Genomic DNA, 17,966 nt, shown 5'->3' with positions numbered 1-17,966 from the left:
CTAGCAAGGCGACCATGAAGTTCGTCGACGAGGTCCGCATCCACGTGAAGGCCGGCGACGGCGGCAACGGCGCCGTGGCGTGGCGGCGGGAGAAGTTCATCCCGCGCGGGGGCCCGGCCGGCGGCGACGGCGGCAACGGCGCCGACGTCGTGCTGGTGGTCGACCCGCAGCTCTCGACGCTGCTCGACTACCGCTACGTGCGCGAGCACCGCGCGAAGAGCGGCGAGCACGGGCAGGGCTCGGACATGAACGGCCGGGACGGGGAGCCGCTCGTCCTGCGGGTGCCGCCCGGGACGGTGGTGAAGGACGCGGCGACGGGCGAGCTGATCGCCGACCTCGGCGCGGCGGACGAGCGGCTCGTGGTGGCGAAGGGCGGCCGCGGCGGCCTCGGCAACATGAACTTCGCGACCTCCACGAACCAGGCGCCACGCTACGCGGAGGACGGCACGCTGGGCGAGGAGCGCGACCTCGTCCTCGAGCTCAAGCTCCTCGCCGACGTCGGCATCGTGGGCTACCCGAACGCCGGCAAGTCGACCCTCATCAGCCGCATCTCCCGCGCGCGACCCAAGATCGCGGACTATCCGTTCACGACGCTCGTGCCGAACCTCGGCGTCGTCTCCTGGCGCGAGCGGAGCTTCGTGGTCGCCGACATCCCGGGGCTCATCGAGGGGGCGCACGAGGGCGCTGGCCTGGGCCACCAGTTCCTCCGCCACGTCGAGCGCTGCCGCGTGCTCGTCCACCTCGTCGAGGGCGCGAACCCGGAGGAGGGGCGCTCACCGAAGGCCGACTACGAGGCCATCAACCGCGAGCTCGCGCTGTACTCGCCGACGCTGGCGGAGAAGCCGCAGATCCTGGCCGTCACGAAGATCGACGTCCCCGAGGCGCGCGCCGCCGGGGAGAAGCTCAGGAAGGCGTTCGCGCGCCGCAAGCAGCCGGTCGAGGTGCACCTCGTCTCCGCGGTCACCGGCGAGGGGATGCCCGAGCTGATGGACGCGGTCGGGCGTGCCCTCTACGCCGAGGCGCCCCGCCGCGGCGGCCGCGGCCGGCGGCTCGGAAAGCCGAGGGCGGAGAAGTGACCCGGCGCGGCGAGGCGGCGGCGGAGCCCGCGGGCGGCGACGAGCGGCCTCGGCTCGGCGACGCCGGGTTCCTCGTCCCCGAGCGCCGCGCCCGCATCGACGCCGTCGTCGCGAACCGCACCCGCACGCTCACCGTCGTGATGGAGGCGTTCTGCGATCCGCAGAACGTGAACGCGGTGCTGCGCACCTGCGAGGCGTTCGGGATCCAGGAGCTCCACGTGATCGAGGGGCCCATGAAGCCCTACGATCGCAACAAGAAGATCAGCCAGAACGCGGACAAGTGGGTGGACGTCCGGCGCTGGAGCTCGACGGGCGAGTGCCTCGCGCACCTCAAGGCCGAGGGGTTCGCGATCTACGCCACCCACCTGGGAGAGGGCGCGAGGACGCTGGACGCGCTGTCGTTCGCGGGCAAGGTGGCGCTCGTGTTCGGCAACGAGCACCGCGGCGTCTCGGACGAGGCGGTCGCGCTCTCGGACGCGGTGTACGTCATCCCGATGCACGGCTTCGTGCAGTCGCTCAACGTGTCGGTCGCCGCGGCGATCTCGATCGCGAAGGCGGTCGAGCGGCGCGCGGCGGAGCGCGGCCGGCACGGCGACCTCTCCGAGCTCGAGGCCGCGGCGCTGCGCGAGCGGTTCTACGTGCTCGCGGTGAAGCAGCGGGCCAGGATCGCCAAGGCCGAGCGGGTCGACGAGCGGCGCGCGGCGCGGCGCCGCTGAGCGCGCTCGCGCTCCGCCGTCGTCGCGCCGGGCGTACGCGGCCGTCCTACAATGCGGCCGCGATGAGCCCCCCCGATCCGCCCCGCTCCCGGACGGCGAGCCCCCTGCGACTCCTCGCGCGCGGCCTCCTCGCGCTCGCCGGCTGGCGCGCCGAGATCGTCCCGCCCCCCGGGCCGCGGTGCATCATCATCGTCTACCCCCACACCTCGAACTGGGACTTCGTGGTCGGCTACCTCGCGAAGCTGGCCTCGGGGCTGCCGCTGCGCTTCGTCGGGAAGGACACGCTGTTCCGGGGGCCGTTCGGGCCGCTCTTCCGCCGCATGGGAGGGATCCCCGTGGACCGGCGCGCGCCGCGGGGGTTCGTCGGCGCGCTCGCCGAGGAGCTCCGTCGCCGCCCGCGGATGTGGCTCGCGATCGCGCCCGAGGGCACGCGGGCGTACCGGGACCACCTCAAGTCCGGCTTCTACCGGCTCGCCCTGGAGGCCGGGGCGCCGGTGGGGCTGGGCTACATCGACTGGAGAGCCCGCCGGGTGGGCCTCGACACCTACGTGACGATGACCGGCGACGAGGCGGCCGACCTCCAGCGGATCCGCGCCTTCTACGCGGGGAAGGCCGGGAAGCGGCCGGCGCAGGCGAGCGCGATCCGGTTTCGCGAGCGGCGGTAGGCGCCCGCGACCTGCCGCGACCGCGGGCCGACTCGCGTAGACTCCCGCCATGACGAACGCCCCCGACTACGCCTTCGCCGCGCGCGTGGCCTCGCTGAGGAGCTCCGCCATCCGGGAGATCCTGCGCGTCGTCGCGCGGCCCGACGTCATCTCGTTCGCCGGGGGCCTGCCCGCACCCGAGCTCTTCCCGACCGAGGCCCTCGCCTCGCTCGCGCGGGAGCTGCTCGTCTCGCCCCGCGGGCCGGCGGCGCTCCAGTACGCGGAGACGGAGGGGCACGAGGGACTGCGCGCGCGCATCCTCGGGCGGGTGCCGTTCCCTGCGAGCGCGTTCGGAGACGACGGGATCCTCGTGACGCAGGGCTCGCAGCAGGGGCTCGATCTCCTCGCGAAGCTGTTCCTCGATCCCGGCGACGAGGTCCTCGTCGAGACGCCCGCCTATCTCGGCGCGGTCCAGGTGTTCCGCTTCTTCGGGGCGCGCGTCACGTTCCTGCCCTGCGACGCGGACGGGCTCCGGCCCGACGCGCTCGCGGACGCGCTCCGACGGCGCCCGAAGCTCCTCTACCTCACCCCCACGTTCCAGAACCCGAGCGGCCTCTGCTACCCGGAGGCGCGCCGGCGCGAGGTGCGCGAGGTCCTCCGGAGCTCCGACGTGATCGTGCTCGAGGACGATCCGTACCGCGACATCTGGTTCGACGCGGCGCCGCCCCCGCCCGTCGTGCTCGGACACGACCCCGCGCGCGCCGTGTACCTCGGCAGCTTCTCCAAGACGGCGGTCCCGGGCCTGCGCGTCGGCTTCCTGCTGGGGCCGCCCGCCATCGTCCGCCGCGGCGTCCTCGCGAAGCAGGCGACGGACCTCCAGACCAACACGCTCGGGCAGCACCTGCTCTTCGAGCTGCTCGGCCAGGACGGGTTCGCGCGCCACGTCGAGGGTCTCCGGCGCGAGTATCGCGCTCGCCGCGACGCGCTCGAGGGTGGGCTCGCGGCGACGATGGGAGATCGGCTGTCGTGGAATCGCCCCGGCGGCGGCATGTTCCTCTGGGCGCGCATCGCCGCGGGAGGCGACGCGGCCGAGCTCCTCACCCACGCGCTCGCGGAGGGGCTCGCCTTCGTGCCGGGCGGCGAGTTCCACCGGGAGGGCGAGGGGAAGGACACGCTCCGGCTCAACTTCACGCACAGCGCCCCTGCGCGGATCGCCGAGGGCGTCGCGCGGCTCGCACGCGCGTTCGAGCGGTGGCGCGGGTAGGACGGCGCCGGGCCCGCTCCGGGCGGTCCGGCGCTCCCGCCGACCGACCCCGACCCCTCGACCTCGACCCGCGTCGCGCATCGCACCGGCGGGTCTTCATCGCCGTCGGCGCGAGGACTGGACGAGCGGGCAGAGCAGGTCCGAGGAAGGTCGCGCAATGTCTCGCGACATTCACTTACGGTATCTGCTGTCTTTCTCGACGCGCCGAAGACGTGTGAGCGCGTTTCGCCTCGAACCTCGGTGCGCGACCTCTCCATCATCGCCACGCCCCCCGAGGACCGGCGCGCTCAAGAGGGCAACGTTCACCCCGCAACTGGGACTCGCGTCGCTCGCAAGAGCTATCGCTGGCTGAGGATCTCGAAGCCGCCCGCCTAACGACCGCTCGTGGCGAGCTTGTCGAACCACGAGCGGGACGCCGCTCGCCCTTCGACAGGCTCAGGGCGAACGGCACTCCAAGAACACCGCCCCAGCTGCCATTCAGCAGGGCTTGTGGGCAACGTGACCGCGGTCGGCGGAACGGGGGCCATGCCGACCGCAGCGCCTTCCGGCGACGCGGCGGACGCGCGGCGACGCCGCCCCTCCGGCCCCTCGTAGCCCGCTTTCCCTTGCTCGTACTGCTCCCTCGTGCGTGCCCACCACGGTCGCGCGGTCGGCACCTCGTCCGGAGTCCAGCGCGAGCCGATGTGACGAATGACAAACACCCCGGCCTCGCCCCCGACCTCACACCTCCGGGCGGTCAGCGGCTGCTCCTGCGTTCGTCGGGCGCGCGGTCGCCGCCGGCCGCCGCGAGATCCAGACGGCGGCGAACGCGCCGAGCGCCACGGCGAGGACCGCGATCCACGGGGCGAGGAGATCGATCTCGCGCTTGAGGGCGCTCCGCTCCGCGGCCCAGAAGAGCGCGATGCCCGCGGCGGAGAGCGTGGCGCCCGCCGCCACGAGCCCGCGCGCGAGGCGCCCCTTGCCGGGCCGCCTCGCGAGCCAGGCCAGCCGTAGGCCGGCGCCCACGGCGAGCAGCGTCCCGAGGAAGAACAGCCATGCGCCGGCGACGCCGCCGACGAGCCCGGGGAAGTCGTACGCGTTCACGCGGCCTCCTCGCGACAGCCGCCCCAGAACGTCGCCAGATCGGGCGGCAGCGGCGACTCCAGACCGACCGGCTCGCGCGTGCGCGGGTGCGGCAGCTCGAGCCGCCACGCGTGCAGGGCGTGGCGCGGCAGCCGCAGGCGCGCGTGATCCTCGTCGGTGAGGGCGTGGCGGGTGAAGCGGTCGAAGATGTTCTCGTCGGGCCCGTAGATCTTGTCGCCGACCATGGGGAGCCCCGCGTGCGCGAGGTGCGCGCGGATCTGGTGCTGGCGCCCGGTGCGCGGCCGGCACGCGAGGAGCGCGACGGGGACGCCGCCCGCGAGCACGCGCCGGGCGAGCACCTCGAAGTCGGTCGCCGAGGCGAGCCCGCCCGCGTCGACGTGCATGCGGACGCGCACGGCCGAGGCGCCGGTGAGCGCCAGCGGCGCGTCCACCGTGAAGGTGTCCTCCCGCGGCGCGCCCTCGGCGATGGCGAGGTAGGTCTTCTTCACGCGGCCCTGGGCGAAGTCGCGCTTCATGCGCGAGGTCCACTCCGGCGCGCTCCCGCAGGCGAGGAGCCCGGAGGTCTCGCGGTCGAGCCGGTGGGCCGGGTCCACCTTGCGGTCCGGGAAGCGCGCCCGCGCGAGCGAGGTGAACGTGTTCGCGGAGTAGCGCGCGGTCGGATGGACCGGCAGGCCGGCGGGCTTGTCCACCACGAGGAGCGCGCCGTCGTCGTGGACGACGTCGAAGACCTGCGGCGTATCGGGCTCGGGCTCGGCGTCCTTGAGGAGCGCGAAGGCGAGCCCTGCCACGACCCGCGTCGACGGCTTGAGCCGCCGTCCGTCCTCGGCCTCCAGGCGGGTCTCGATGAGCCGCTGCACCCGCTCGCGCGAGAGCCGCCGGATCTTCTCCTGCAGGTAGCGATCGAGCCGCCAGCCTGCGTAGTTCGGCTCGACGGTGAAGCGGACGCGGACGACCTCGGGCACGGGCGGACCATAGCAAAGGTGTCCGCTTCGCGCGCCCAGCCGCCAGCTCGCGCGCCGGCCCGTCTCCGGAGGCTCACTCTCCCGCACACGCCCCGAACGTGACTTGGAACGGCGGGAAAGGCTACGCTCGCTCGGACGCCCCCTTCCCAACCAAGGAGAGATCCATGAGGAAGCTGCTCGCGCTGCTCGTCGCGCTCCCGCTCGCGGTCGCCGCCCAGGACGTCCCCGCTCCGCCCCAGCCGTCGTCGAGCGGCGCGGCTCCCTACTACCCGCGCTCGCAGCAGCGCGACGGCTGGTACATCGGCTTCGGCGTCGGCTTCGGCGACGGGAGCGTGTCCGGTCAGGGCGAGAGCCTGTCCTTCAACGAGATGAACTTCGATCGCGACCCGACGCGCATCGGGCTCAACTTCAAGGTCGGCTGGACCGTCACCCCCCGCCTCCTCCTCGGCTTCGACATCACCGCCGCTCGTGCGCAGGCGAGCGGCGGCGGCGTGACGACGGCCACCCAGATCACCAACTACGACGCGGTCGCGACGTTCTTCCCGATGGAGCGGGGCTTCTTCGTGCGCGGCGGGCTCGGGCTCTCGGCGCTGTCGCTCGCGTACGACGACGGGCTCGACGACGTCACCGACACCTACGGCGGCACGAACATCCTGGGCGGCCTCGGCTACGCGTTCTGGCTCGGCAAGCAGTTCAACCTGACGGTCAACCTCGACGCGTCGAAGCAGTTCTACGGCTCGAGCGACCTCGACCCGGAGGGCTCGCAGTTCTGGATGCTCTACGCCGGCTTCGACTGGTACTAGCGCCGCCCGCCACGAGCGCCGTCGCGCCCCGCCGCTCGAGCGAGCGCCGGGGCGCTCGTGCATTTCCGGCGCGAGATCGATCGCTTGCGGGCGGGCGTTGACGGGGTGCCGTCCTTCCCGTACGTTGGCGCCCCGGTTTGAGACGCGTCGCAGTCATCATCCCGGCCCGGTTCGGAGCCCAGCGCTTCCCCGGGAAGCCCCTCGCCGATCTGGCAGGCCAGCCCCTGATCGCCCATGTGGTCGATCGGGCCCGGCGGGCGCGTGGCGTCGACGCCGTGGCGGTGGCGACCGACGACGCGCGCATCGCGGCCGCGGCGGAGGCGGCCGGCGCGGCGGCGATCCTGACCGGCCCGGCGAGCACCGGGACGGACCGGGTGGCGGAGGCGGCCCGCAAGCTCATGCCCTCGCCGGACGTGGTGGTCAACCTGCAGGGCGACGAGCCGCTCATCGAGCCGGAGGCGATCGAGACGCTCGTCCGCGCGATGGAAGGCGGCGTGGAGATGGCGACGCTCGCCCGCCCGCTGGAGCCGGAGGAGCTCGAGCGGACGCAGGTGGTGAAGGTGGTGACGGACCGGCACGGTGACGCGCTGTACTTCTCGCGCGCGCCGATCCCGCACCGCCGGGCGGGCGGCGTGAGCGCGCTCGCCCGCGCGCACGTGGGCATCTACGCGTTCACCGCCGCGTTCCTCCAGGAGTTCGCCGCGCTGCCGCCCGGGCGGCTCGAGGCGGAGGAGTCGCTCGAGCAGCTGCGTGCGCTCGAGCATGGACATAGGATCCGCGTGGCCGACACCGCGTACCGGGGGTTCGGGATCGACACGCCGGAGGACCTCGACCGGGCGCGGGCGCTGCTCGCCGCCGGTCCGCGTGAGTGATGGGAAGGGGACACGGATGGTGAAGCGGGGCAAGAAGACCAAGTACCTGTTCGTCACGGGCGGCGTGGTGAGCTCGCTCGGGAAGGGCCTCGCGGCCGCGTCCATCGGGGCGCTCCTCGAGAACCGGGGGCTCGAGGTCACCCACCTCAAGCTCGACCCGTACATCAACGTCGATCCCGGGACGATGAGCCCGTTCCAGCACGGCGAGGTCTACGTCACCGACGACGGCGCGGAGACGGACCTCGACCTCGGGCACTACGAGCGCTTCACCAGCGCCAAGATGACCCGGAAGAACAACTACACCACCGGGCGCATCTACTCGAACGTCATCCAGCGCGAGCGGCGCGGCGAGTACCTCGGGAAGACCGTGCAGGTCATCCCCCACATCACCGACGAGATCAAGGCGGTGATCCGGGAGGCCGCCGGCGGCGTCGACATCCTCATCGTGGAGGTCGGCGGTACGGTCGGCGACATCGAGTCGCTGCCGTTCCTCGAGGCGATCCGGCAGATGAAGTACGACGTGGGCGAGGAGAACGCGGTCTACGCGCACCTCACGCTCGTGCCGTTCATCGCCGCCGCCGGCGAGCTCAAGACCAAACCCACCCAGCACTCGGTGAAGGAGCTGCGCGAGATCGGCATCCAGCCCGACCTCCTGCTCTGCCGCTCGGACCGCGAGATCGCGCGCGAGATGAAGGACAAGATCGCGCTCTTCTGCAACGTCGATCCGTCCGCGGTCTTCACCGCGCTCGACGTGAAGTCGATCTACGAGGTGCCGCTCTCGCTCCACAAGGAGGGGCTCGACGACAAGCTGGCCGAGCTCTTCAACATCTGGAGCCGCGCCCCGCGCCTCGACAAGTGGGAGCAGATCGTCCAGAAGGTGAAGGCGCCCAAGCACGGCGAGGTGCGCGTCGGGGTGGTGGGCAAGTACGTCGAGCTGCACGAGAGCTACAAGAGCCTCAACGAGGCGCTCGTGCACGGCGGCATCGGCGCCGACGTGCGGGTGAAGCAGGTGTTCATCGACTCGACGAAGCTCGAGGAGGGCGACCTCAGCGAGCTCAACCAGGTGGACGCCATCCTCGTTCCGGGCGGCTTCGGCGTGCGCGGCACCGAGGGCAAGATCCTCGCCGTCCGCCACGCGCGCGAGCACAAGATCCCGTTCTTCGGGATCTGCCTCGGCCTGCAGATGGCGGTCATCGAGTTCGGCCGCTCGGTGCTGGGCCTGGAGCGCGCGAACTCGCTCGAGTTCGACGAGCAGACGCCGCACCCGGTCGTCACGCTCATGGAGGCCCAGAAGGCGGTCGCCGACAAGGGCGGGACCATGCGGCTCGGGACGTACCCGTGCGCGCTCAAGGACGGCACCAAGGCGCGCGAGCTGTACGGCGTGGACCTCGTCCAGGAGCGCCACCGCCACCGCTACGAGTTCAACAACGCCTACCGCGCCCAGTACGAGGGGGCCGGGATGGTGTTCTCCGGCACGAACCCGGAGCTGAACCTCGTCGAGATGATCGAGCTGAACAACCACCCGCACTTCGTGGGCTGCCAGTTCCACCCGGAGTTCAAGTCGAAGCCCTTCGCCCCCCACCCGCTCTTCGCCGGCTTCGTGCACGCCGCGCGCGAGCAGCGCGACCAGCAGGCGGATCGCCGCGCGGCGGTGACCAAGCTGCCCGTCGGGAAGAACGTCTAGCGATGGCCGATCGGGTGCTGGCCCGCATCGGCGGGCACGAGGTCGGGGACGGCCGGCGGCTGCTCCTCATCGCCGGGCCGTGCGTGATGGAGTCGGAGGCGCACGCGCTCGCTCATGCACGCAAGGTGAAGGCGCTCGCGGAGCGGCACGGCCTGCCCGCCGTGTTCAAGGCGAGCTTCGACAAGGCGAACCGCTCCTCGGGCAAGAGCTACCGCGGCGTCGGGCTCGAGAAGGGGCTCGCCGCCTTCGAGGCGGTGAAGCGCGAGACCGGGCTCCCCTGCACCACCGACGTGCACGAGCCCTGGCAGGCGGAGCCGGCCGGGCGCGTCGTGGACGTGCTCCAGATCCCGGCCTTCCTGTGCCGCCAGACGGACCTCGTCCTCGCCTGCGCGCGCCACGGCAAGAGCGTGTCGGTGAAGAAGGGCCAGTTCCTCGCGCCGAAGGAGATGCGCCACGCGGTGGCGAAGTGCCGCGAGGCGGGGCAGGAGAACGTGCTCCTGGTCGAGCGCGGCGCGACCTTCGGCTACGGCAACCTGGTCGTGGACATGCGCGGCCTCGTCATCATGCGCGAGCTGGGCGTGCCGGTGTGCCTCGACGCCACGCACTCGGTGCAGCTGCCCGGCGGCGGGGGCGACACCACCGGCGGCGAGCGGCAGTACGTGGCGCCGCTCGCGCGCGCGGCGGCGGCGGTCGGCATCGACGCGCTCTTCTGCGAGATCCACGAGGACCCGGCGGTGGCGAGGTCGGACGGGCCGAACTCGCTCGACTTCGACATGGCGGACCGGCTCCTCGCCGACGTGCTCGCCGTCCGGCGGGCGCTGGGGCAGCCGTGAGCACCCCGGACGACCTCCTCGCGCGCGCCGCGCGCGTGCGGCTCGTCCTCCTCGACGTGGACGGCGTCCTCACCGACGGGCGGATCTGGTACGGGCCCGAGGGCGAGGCGCTGAAGGCCTTCGACGTGCGCGACGGGCACGGCATCGTGCTGCTGCGCGATCACGTGGACTTCGGCGTCATCTCCGGCCGCCCCGGCAAGGCCACCCAGGTGCGGCTCCAGGAGCTCCGCTTCAAGCACCTCATCTTCGGGGAGCGCGACAAGCTCGAGGGCTACGCCCGGCTCGCGCACCTGGGGCTGCCGGACGAGGCGGTCGCGTACATGGGGGACGACGTGAACGACGTGGCGCTCCTGCGGCGCGTCGGGCTCGCCGCCGCGCCCGCCGACGCGCGCCCGGAGGCGAGGGCGGCCGCGCACCTCGTCACGTCCGCGCCGGGCGGCCGCGGGGCGGTGCGCGAGCTGTGCGATCTGCTGCTCGCGGCGAGGAACATTCCCGTCTAGCCGGGCCGTCCGCGGGGCTGCCGGTAGCCCCGAATCCCGTGCTAGGTTCCGGACGCCATGACGGTCCCGCTGCGCCAGCGGATCGAGCGAGCGTGCGGTGTGCGCTGGTGCGCGCAGCCCTCCGGCTCCTCTCACGGCCGCTGCCCGCCGCGCGCGATCGGTCCCTTCGCTCCGGCCCCGCTCGCGGAGCGCTCTGGCTGTCGGAGGCCTGCTCGCACGCCCGGGAGGCGTCCATCCGGGTAGCCTCCAGGGGTGGATGTGGGTGCACGAGCCCTGAAGACGCGTCCCGGTCGGTGAGGCTGCCGCGGCGCAGCAAGCAAGCACGATGCCCAAAACCGTTGAATTGTCCGGCGCCTAGCCACCGCCCCGCATAGCAAGGTGTGTGCCCGTCGATCGGGTTGGGAAAGAATGCTACCGTTTCCGCGGTTTTCCACATGGATAGGGCGAGCGATGGCGCTCGCCGCCTGCCTCCTGGCCCTGCCGGGATGCGGCTCGAAGCGATCGACGGAGGCTGCACAGGTGGCGCCGGAGCTGAAGCTCGAAGGGGTACGATTCCACGTGTTCCGCGGCGAGGAGCTCCGCGCGTCCGGGGAGGCCACCACGGCCACCCTGCGCAGGGACTCGACGCGCGTCACGGCCCGCGAGCTCGTCGCCGTCCTGCCCGGGGAGGGTGCCCCGGTCCGCATCTCCGCCGAGCGAGGGGAGGGGATGCTCACCACCCGCGTCTTCTCGGCCACCGGCGGGGTGGTGGTGAGCAGCCGCGGCGACGTCGCGCGGACGGCCAGCGCCCGGTACGAGCCCTCGCCCGACGGCGCGGGTCTGGTGCGCGGCGACGAGCCCGTCGTGGTGGAGGGGGAAGGGTACCGGCTCGACGGGCCTCGCTTCACCCTCGACCCCCAGCTCGGCAAGATCGTGATCGAGGGAGGCGCCCACCTGGAAGCCGGGCGCGGGGCGCCATGACGCTCGCCGCCCTCCTCGCCCTCGCCGCGCTCGCCGCGGCTCCGGCGGCGCCGGCCACCGCCGCGAAGCCCAGGCGCCCATCGAGCGCGGCCTCGCGCAGCCCCGTCGCGACGGTCGCGGGCGAGGCGAAGGTCCACATCGACGCGGACGAGCTCGAGTACGTCTTCCAGAAGCGCGAGGTGATCTTCACCGGGAAGCGGACGCCCGTCGTCCTCACGCGCGGCGACGCGCGGCTCACCTGCAGGCGGCTCGTCGCGACGAACGACGCGCGCGGCGAGATCGCCCGCGCGGTCTGCTCGGGCGACGTCCGCTTCGAGCGCGGCGAGCGGCTCGTGACCTGCGAGAAGGCGACCTACGAGGCGGCCGCGGCGCGGCTCGTGTGCGAGGGGAACCCGGTGCTGAGGGACGGGCCGAGCGAGGCGAGCGGCACGCGCCTCGTCTACGACCTCGAGATCGACAAGGCGCGGCTCGAGGGGGCGCGGCTGGTCCTGCCGGGCGGCGAGGTCGACGCCCGCCGCCGCCAGCTCGAGGAGCGGCGCAAGGGAGGCACACCGTGACGGCGGAGCTCCTCCGCGCCGAGGGGCTCGTGAAGAGCTACCGCGGCCGCCGCGTGGTGGACGGCGTGTCCTTCCACGTCGCCCCCGGCGAGGTGGTCGGGCTCCTCGGGCCCAACGGCGCGGGCAAGACCACCTCGTTCAACATGGTGGTGGGGCTCGTGACGCCGGACGGCGGCCGGGTGTCGCTCGGCGACCTCGACCTCACCCGCGAGCCCATGCACCGGCGGGCGCGGCTCGGCGTCGGCTACCTGCCGCAGGAGGCGTCCATCTTCCGGCGGCTGACGGTGCGCCAGAACTTCACCGGCGTCCTCGAGGCGCTCGGGGTCGGACGCGCCGAGCGGGAGCGGCGCGCCGACGCGCTCCTCGCCGAGTTCCGGCTCGAGAAGGTGGCGGAGAGCCTCGGCGAGCAGCTCTCGGGCGGCGAGCGGCGGCGCGCCGAGGTGGCGCGGAGCCTCCTCTCGAGCCCGAAGTACATCCTCTTCGACGAGCCGTTCGCGGGGGTCGATCCGATCGCGGTGGGCGAGCTGCAGCGGCTCATCGGGTCCCTGCGCGATCGCGGCATCGGCGTGCTCATCACGGACCACGCCGTGCGCGAGGCGCTCGGGATCTGCGGGCGCGCGTACATCCTGTCCGCGGGCGCGATCCTGGAGGCGGGCACGCCCGCCGAGATCGCCGCGAGCCCGAAGGCGCGGGCGGTCTATCTCGGTGAGAAGTTCAGGCTGGACGACGCTCCGGCCATGGAGCGGCGATGAGCCTCGAGCTGAAGCAGCACCTCAAGATGACCCAGCAGCTGGTGATGACCCCCCAGCTGCAGCAGGCCATCAAGCTCTTGCAGCTCTCGCGCATGGAGCTCGTGGACCTCATCCGCACCGAGCTCACCGAGAACCCCCTCCTCGAGGATCCGGCCGAGGGCGAGGAGGAGTCGCGCGCCGAGGGCGCGAGCCCGACGGAGCAGGCGCAGCTCGAGGCGGAGCCGCAGCACAAGGAGGCGGAGAAGGCCGAGGAGGTGAAGGGCGAGGAGGGCGCGAACGAGATCGACTGGGACCAGTACCTCGACCACTACCAGCTCCAGGGACACACCGCCCCCTCGAACCGCGGCCTCACCGACGAGGAGCTGCCGGGGTACGAGGCGACGCTCACCAAGAAGACGGATCTCGTCGATCACCTCGTCTGGCAGCTCCGCCTCTCGCACCTCACCGAGGACGAGGAGCGCGTCGCGATGCTCATCATCGGGAACCTCGACGAGGACGGCTACTTCAAGATGCCGCCGGTCGAGGGCGAGAGCGAGGAGTCGGCCACGCGCGATCCCCTCGTCCGGGTGTCCTTCGAGGCGGCCGTGGGCATCGAGTTCGCCGAAGGCGTGCTGAAGAAGGTCCAGGCGCTCGATCCGGTGGGGATCGCGTCGCGCGACCTGCGCGAGTGCCTGCTGAACCAGGTGCGCCACCTGAACGCGGACACGCCCGAGATCGTGGCGATCATCGAGCGGCACCTGCGGCACCTCGAGTCGAAGAACTACGGGGCCATCGCCAAGGATCTCAAGATCACCGTCGAGGAGGTCGTGAAGGCGGTGAAGGTGATCAGCCGCCTGGAGCCGAAGCCCGGCCGCGCCTACTCGGGCGAGGAGGCGCAGTACATCACCCCCGACGTCTACGTCCACAAGATGGGGGACAAGTACGTCACGGTCCTCAACGACGACGGGCTCTCGAAGCTGCGCATCAGCGGGATGTACCGCGCGGCCCTCAAGAACGGGCAGGCCGGCGAGGCGAAGGAGTACATCCAGGACAAGCTCCGCAGCGCGGTGTGGCTCATCCGCTCCATCCACCAGCGGCAGCGCACGATCTACAAGGTCACCGAGTCGATCGTGAAGTTCCAGCGCGAGTTCCTCGACAAGGGCATCGCCTACCTGAAGCCCCTCATCCTCCGCGACGTGGCGGAGGACATCGGCATGCACGAGTCCACGGTGTCGCGCGTCACGACGAACAAGTACGTGCACACGCCGCAGGGCATCTACGAGCTCAAGTTCTTCTTCAACTCGGCCATCAACCGGACGGGCGGGGACGAGATCGCCAGCGAGGCGGTCAAGAACCACATCAAGCAGATCGTCGCCGCCGAGGACCCGAAGCACCCGCACTCCGACCAGCGGATCGTCGAGATCCTCAAGGGCCAGGGGATCGAGATCGCGCGCCGCACCGTCGCGAAGTACCGCGAGGTGCTGGGGATCCTCCCCTCCTCGAAGCGCAAGAAGTATTTCTAGGGATCGCCGCGCCGGGCCGGCGACGCCCCCGAAGAGCGCGCGCCGCGGGCCGGGGGGGCATGCCTTCCGGCGGGGCTCTGTTATGATTGGCATGAGCATGTTGCCAGCGTGGGCAACATCGGCGACGGCCGCGGCTCCGGTGGACTCAGGTCCCGCCGGCCCGCGGCCGAAGCATTTTCTGCGGTCCTCCACAGGAGGCGGTCAATGCAGGTGAACATCACCTTCCGGCACCTCGAGCCCACCGAAGCGCTGAAGTCTCACGTCAAAGGCCGTGTCGAGCACGTCCAGCGCTACATCGACCGGCCGAGTGAGGCGCACGCGGTCCTGCACGTCGAGAACCTCGACCACCACGCCGAGATCACCGTGAAGGCCGGACGATTCCTGCTGCGGGGCACCGCCCGCTCGGCGGACATGTACGCGTCCATCGACCAGGCGGCCGACAAGATCGAGCGGCAGCTGAAGAAGCACAAGGAGAAGCTCACGAACCACTACAAGTCGAACGGCACGCCGGCGCCCTGGGCCCCGGTGGACGTCCGGCACGACGTGCTCGACATCCTCGAGCACCCCGAGCGTCCGAGCCACCGGGTGGTGAAGAGCAAGAAGTTCCAGGCGCGGGCGATGAGCGTGGACGAGGCGATCCTCCAGCTCGAGCTGCTCGACGCGAAGTTCTACGTGTTCCAGAACGCCGAGGACCGCGCGGTGAACGTGGTCTACCGGCGCGACGACGGGGGCTTCGGCCTCATCGAGGCGCGCCCGAGCTAGCTCGTCGCGTCCGATGGCTCCGCGCCCGGCCGGGCGCGGAGCCGCCTCGGGACCGCTCCTCGCGCCGGTGGCGCGACGGCGGCAGGCGGCGCGAGGTGGCGTGAGGAGAGGCTCCGCTTGCCGTCTTGCCCACGCGTTGCCACCTGTGTTAGCTGACGCCGGTTCCCCATGAAGATCGTCGAGTTCCTGCGGCCCGACGCCGTGATCGCGAGCCTCTCCGGCCAGACCGGGCAGGCGGCTCTCGCCGAGCTCTGCCGGCCGCTCTCGGCCGCTTACAAGGTCGACGGGCAGCGCCTCCTCGAGACGCTGCTCGAGCGCGAGAAGCTCGGCTCGACGGGGATCGGCGAGGGCGTCGCCATCCCGCACGGGAAGGTGCCGGGGTTGCCCGGCCTCATCGCCGCCTTCGGGCGCTCGACGCAGGGCATCGACTTCCGCGCGATCGACGGCCGCCCGACGCACCTCTTCTTCACCCTGTTCGCGCCCGAGAACTCGGCCGGCGCGCACCTCAAGGCGCTCGCCCGCATCAGCCGGATCTTCAAGAACGCCACCTTCCGCGACGCGCTCATGCGCGCCTCGTCCGCCGAGGAGATCTTCGGTCTCATCGAGACCGAGGACGCGAAGTACTGAGCGGGCAGGCGGGCGAGCGCGCGGTGTGCGGCGGCGCGCACCCCTCACGTACCCACGGTTCGCCATCGTTTGACCACGTCGAATGCCCGTGGGTAATGTCGCGCCGGCCCATCCAGCGCGCACGCGCCGGACGTCCGGGCCCCGCCGCCGCCCCGCAAGGAGAACGCATCCAGTGGCCCAGAACTTCTTCCGGATCGACTGCTCCGGGATGCGCTGCCCTCAGCCCGTGCTGAAGCTGGCCGTCGAGACCGCGGAGACGACGGCCGGCACGGTGGTGGAAATCGTGGGCGACTGCCCGACGTTCGAGAAGGACATCCGGACGTTCTGCGAGCGGCGCAAGAAGACGCTCCTCTCCGTGCGGCCGGACGGCCAGAAGGTCGTCATCCAGATCCAGTACTGAGCGATCGCAGCGACCGAGTGAGCAAGGCGCGGCAGCCGGGCCCGTCGGCGGCCACCTCCGAGGCGGAGCAGCGCCCCACCGGCATCTATCTCTGCCGCTGCGGCCCGAACCTCGGCGCGCTGGTGCGGCTCGGATCGCTCGGTGAACCGGCCGCCTGGCCAGGCGCCCGGGACGTGGCGGTGCACGACGTGCTCTGCTCGCCGGAGGGCAGGGCCTGGCTCGCCGCGCGGATCCACGACCGTGGGATCGAGCGGGTGGTGGTCGGCGCCTGCTCGCCCCGCGAGCACGAGGCGACCTTCCGCGCGGTGCTCGCCGCGGCCGGCCGCTCGCCCGAGCACTTGCAGCTCGTGAACCTGCGCGAGCAGGTGGAGTGGGTGGGAGGAGCTCCCGGCGCCGCCACCGAGCGGGCGCGCAGGCTCGTCGCGGCGGGGCTCGCGCGCGTCCGGCTCCACTGGCCGATCCCCCCGTGCGACGTGGCGGCGTCGCCGGACGTGATCGTGGTGGGCGGCGGGGCGGCCGGCGTCGCGGCGGCGCGCGCCCTCGCACGCCGCGATCGGCGGGTGGTCCTCGTCGAGCGCTCCTTCGCCATCGGGGGGCTCGCCAACCGGCTCGACGAGATCTTCCCCGCGGGCGAGTGCGCGAGCTGCTTCATGGAGCCGGTGCTCGACGAGGTGCTCCACTCCGAGCGGATCGAGGTGCTGACCGGCGCGGAGCTGCGCCGCGTGCGCGGTGCCCACGGCCGCTTCGAGGTCGAGCTCGCGGTCCGCTCGCGCGGCGTCGACCCGGCGGCGTGCCTCGGCTGCGGGGCGTGCAGCGCGGCCTGCCCCGCCTCGCGCCCCGACCCCGACGGCGGCCCCGCGCGCAAGGCGATCGGCGTCCCCTACCCGGGCGCGCTCCCGCACGCCTCGGCCATCGACGCCGCCGCCTGCCTGCGGGCCGCGGGCGAGGCCTGCGACGCGTGCGCCCGCGCCTGCCCGTTCGGCGCGGTGCGCCTCGACGAGCCGGCGCGGACGCGTGAGGTGAGCGCCGGCGCGATCGTGATCGCCACCGGCATGCGCCCCGGCGCGGTGGACGGACCGGACGGCGTGGTCTCGACGTACGCGCTCGAGCGGATGCTGCACCCGGACGGCCCCACCGGCGGCGAGGTGCGCGGCGCGCACGGCCGCCTCCCGCGATCCGTGCTGCTCGCGACCACCGCGGCCGAGGAGGACGGGGCGCTCGCGGTGGAGGAGATCCTGAAGCTCGCCGCCCGGCTCCGCGCGAAGCTGCCGGGGGCGAGGCTCGCCATCGCGGGTGGGCTGGAGCGGCTCCCCGGCGCAGGCCGCCGCGGGGTCGCGCTCGCGGCGGCGGGCGTGGAGCTCCTCGCCGGCGCGCTCGACCCCGGCTCGCTGGAGGCCTGCGCCGAGGGCGTGCGGGCGCGGCTCTCCGGTGGCGGCACGCGCACGGCCGACCTCGTCGCGATCCACGCGCCCGCGCTCGCCTCGGACGGCGCGGCCGCGCTGGCGAAGCTGCTGCGCCTCGAGGTGGACGAGCGCGGCTTCGTCGCGGAGCGCGGCGCGAGCCCCTTCGAGCCCACCGCCACCCGGCTCGCGGGGATCTACGTGGCGGGGGCCGCCGCGGGGCCGCGCTCCATACGGGAGGCGATCCGCGACGGCGCGGCGGCGGCCGGGCTCGTGCTCTCCTCGCTCGCCCCGGGCGACCGGATCCCCCTCGAGCCGTTCGCCGCGGACATCGACGCGGCCCGGTGCAGCGGCTGCGCCGTCTGCGCCTCGACCTGCCCCTTCGGCGCCATCTCGCTCGAAGCGCCGACCGGCCCGGCGGTGGTGGCGGCGGTGCTCTGCCGCGGCTGCGGCACCTGCGTGGCGGCCTGCCCGGCGGGGGCGGCGAGCGCGCCCCAATTCACCGGCGCGCAGATCGCGGCGGAGATCAGCGCGCTGCTCCGCGCGGCGCCCGCGGGCGGGGAGTAGCG

General features: G+C 72.8%; 19 protein-coding genes. 17 read left to right on the top strand and 2 right to left on the bottom strand.

Annotation, left to right across the window (positions count from 1 at the left end):
• Window positions 1–14: 14 nt before the first annotated feature.
• The 4 genes from obgE to ANAE109_RS22195 all read left to right on the top strand — a co-directional run bounded on the left by obgE (window position 15) and on the right by ANAE109_RS22195 (window position 3,700).
• A complete protein-coding gene (gene obgE / locus ANAE109_RS22210; RefSeq protein WP_012099149.1) occupies window positions 15–1,076 on the top strand; it encodes a GTPase ObgE in 1,062 nt (353 codons plus the stop codon).
• Complete coding sequence (locus ANAE109_RS22205) at window positions 1,073–1,792, top strand: RNA methyltransferase (protein ID WP_012099148.1); 720 nt, start codon at window positions 1,073–1,075, stop codon at window positions 1,790–1,792. Before obgE ends, ANAE109_RS22205 begins: the two co-directional genes overlap by 4 nt.
• A 62-nt stretch (window positions 1,793–1,854) precedes the next feature.
• Window positions 1,855–2,457, top strand: a complete 603-nt coding sequence (locus tag ANAE109_RS22200) for a 1-acyl-sn-glycerol-3-phosphate acyltransferase (protein WP_012099147.1) — start codon at window positions 1,855–1,857, stop codon at window positions 2,455–2,457.
• A gap of 49 nt (window positions 2,458–2,506) precedes the next feature.
• A complete protein-coding gene (locus tag ANAE109_RS22195; RefSeq protein ID WP_012099146.1) occupies window positions 2,507–3,700 on the top strand; it encodes a PLP-dependent aminotransferase family protein in 1,194 nt (397 codons plus the stop codon).
• A gap of 720 nt (window positions 3,701–4,420) precedes the next feature.
• On the opposite strand, the gene ANAE109_RS22190 is transcribed toward ANAE109_RS22195, so the two are convergent.
• Window positions 4,421–4,783 carry a hypothetical protein gene (locus tag ANAE109_RS22190; RefSeq protein ID WP_012099145.1) on the bottom strand — a complete coding sequence of 121 codons (363 nt, stop codon included), beginning with the start codon at window positions 4,781–4,783 and terminating at the stop codon, window positions 4,421–4,423.
• Window positions 4,780–5,745: an RluA family pseudouridine synthase gene (locus tag ANAE109_RS22185; RefSeq protein WP_041448627.1), complete on the bottom strand. Its 966-nt coding sequence runs from the start codon at window positions 5,743–5,745 to the stop codon at window positions 4,780–4,782. The genes ANAE109_RS22190 and ANAE109_RS22185 overlap by 4 nt, the downstream gene beginning before the upstream one ends.
• A 164-nt stretch (window positions 5,746–5,909) precedes the next feature.
• Between ANAE109_RS22185 and ANAE109_RS22180 the strand changes: the two genes are divergently transcribed.
• From ANAE109_RS22180 to ANAE109_RS22120, 13 genes are all read left to right on the top strand, one after another.
• Complete coding sequence (locus tag ANAE109_RS22180) at window positions 5,910–6,548, top strand: outer membrane beta-barrel protein (protein WP_012099143.1); 639 nt, start codon at window positions 5,910–5,912, stop codon at window positions 6,546–6,548.
• A gap of 137 nt (window positions 6,549–6,685) precedes the next feature.
• Window positions 6,686–7,420 (top strand): 3-deoxy-manno-octulosonate cytidylyltransferase, encoded by a 735-nt coding sequence (kdsB, locus tag ANAE109_RS22175; protein WP_012099142.1) that lies wholly within the window; start codon window positions 6,686–6,688, stop codon window positions 7,418–7,420.
• Window positions 7,421–7,436: 16 nt separating this feature from the next.
• On the top strand, window positions 7,437–9,104 hold the full coding sequence (locus ANAE109_RS22170; protein ID WP_012099141.1) for a CTP synthase: 1,668 nt from the start codon (window positions 7,437–7,439) through the stop codon (window positions 9,102–9,104).
• A gap of 2 nt (window positions 9,105–9,106) precedes the next feature.
• Window positions 9,107–9,937 carry a 3-deoxy-8-phosphooctulonate synthase gene (kdsA, locus tag ANAE109_RS22165; protein ID WP_041448626.1) on the top strand — a complete coding sequence of 277 codons (831 nt, stop codon included), beginning with the start codon at window positions 9,107–9,109 and terminating at the stop codon, window positions 9,935–9,937.
• Entirely contained in the window at window positions 9,934–10,437 is a 504-nt protein-coding gene (locus ANAE109_RS22160) for an HAD family hydrolase (protein WP_012099139.1), read from the top strand. The genes kdsA and ANAE109_RS22160 overlap by 4 nt, the downstream gene beginning before the upstream one ends.
• A gap of 450 nt (window positions 10,438–10,887) precedes the next feature.
• A complete protein-coding gene (locus ANAE109_RS22155; RefSeq protein ID WP_085938853.1) occupies window positions 10,888–11,397 on the top strand; it encodes a hypothetical protein in 510 nt (169 codons plus the stop codon).
• Window positions 11,394–11,954, top strand: a complete 561-nt coding sequence (locus ANAE109_RS22150) for an LptA/OstA family protein (RefSeq protein ID WP_012099137.1) — start codon at window positions 11,394–11,396, stop codon at window positions 11,952–11,954. Before ANAE109_RS22155 ends, ANAE109_RS22150 begins: the two co-directional genes overlap by 4 nt.
• Window positions 11,951–12,706, top strand: a complete 756-nt coding sequence (gene lptB / locus ANAE109_RS22145) for an LPS export ABC transporter ATP-binding protein (RefSeq protein WP_012099136.1) — start codon at window positions 11,951–11,953, stop codon at window positions 12,704–12,706. The genes ANAE109_RS22150 and lptB overlap by 4 nt, the downstream gene beginning before the upstream one ends.
• Window positions 12,703–14,208, top strand: a complete 1,506-nt coding sequence (rpoN, locus tag ANAE109_RS22140; protein WP_012099135.1) for an RNA polymerase factor sigma-54 — start codon at window positions 12,703–12,705, stop codon at window positions 14,206–14,208. The genes lptB and rpoN overlap by 4 nt, the downstream gene beginning before the upstream one ends.
• Window positions 14,209–14,412: 204 nt before the next feature.
• Window positions 14,413–14,970: a ribosome hibernation-promoting factor, HPF/YfiA family gene (hpf, locus tag ANAE109_RS22135; protein WP_012099134.1), complete on the top strand. Its 558-nt coding sequence runs from the start codon at window positions 14,413–14,415 to the stop codon at window positions 14,968–14,970.
• Window positions 14,971–15,138: 168 nt separating this feature from the next.
• On the top strand, window positions 15,139–15,597 hold the full coding sequence (locus ANAE109_RS22130; protein ID WP_012099133.1) for a PTS sugar transporter subunit IIA: 459 nt from the start codon (window positions 15,139–15,141) through the stop codon (window positions 15,595–15,597).
• A gap of 172 nt (window positions 15,598–15,769) precedes the next feature.
• Window positions 15,770–15,997 (top strand): sulfurtransferase TusA family protein, encoded by a 228-nt coding sequence (locus tag ANAE109_RS24495; protein WP_234945211.1) that lies wholly within the window; start codon window positions 15,770–15,772, stop codon window positions 15,995–15,997.
• Window positions 15,998–16,014: 17 nt separating this feature from the next.
• Window positions 16,015–17,964 carry an FAD-dependent oxidoreductase gene (locus ANAE109_RS22120; protein WP_012099131.1) on the top strand — a complete coding sequence of 650 codons (1,950 nt, stop codon included), beginning with the start codon at window positions 16,015–16,017 and terminating at the stop codon, window positions 17,962–17,964.
• Window positions 17,965–17,966 lie beyond the last annotated feature (2 nt).

It is taken from the genome of Anaeromyxobacter sp. Fw109-5 (assembly GCF_000017505.1).
In the GTDB taxonomy this organism is placed as follows: domain Bacteria; phylum Myxococcota; class Myxococcia; order Myxococcales; family Anaeromyxobacteraceae; genus Anaeromyxobacter.
The sequence above is the reverse complement of the archived record's forward strand: the minus strand, read 5'-3'. Positions and strand labels throughout refer to the sequence as shown.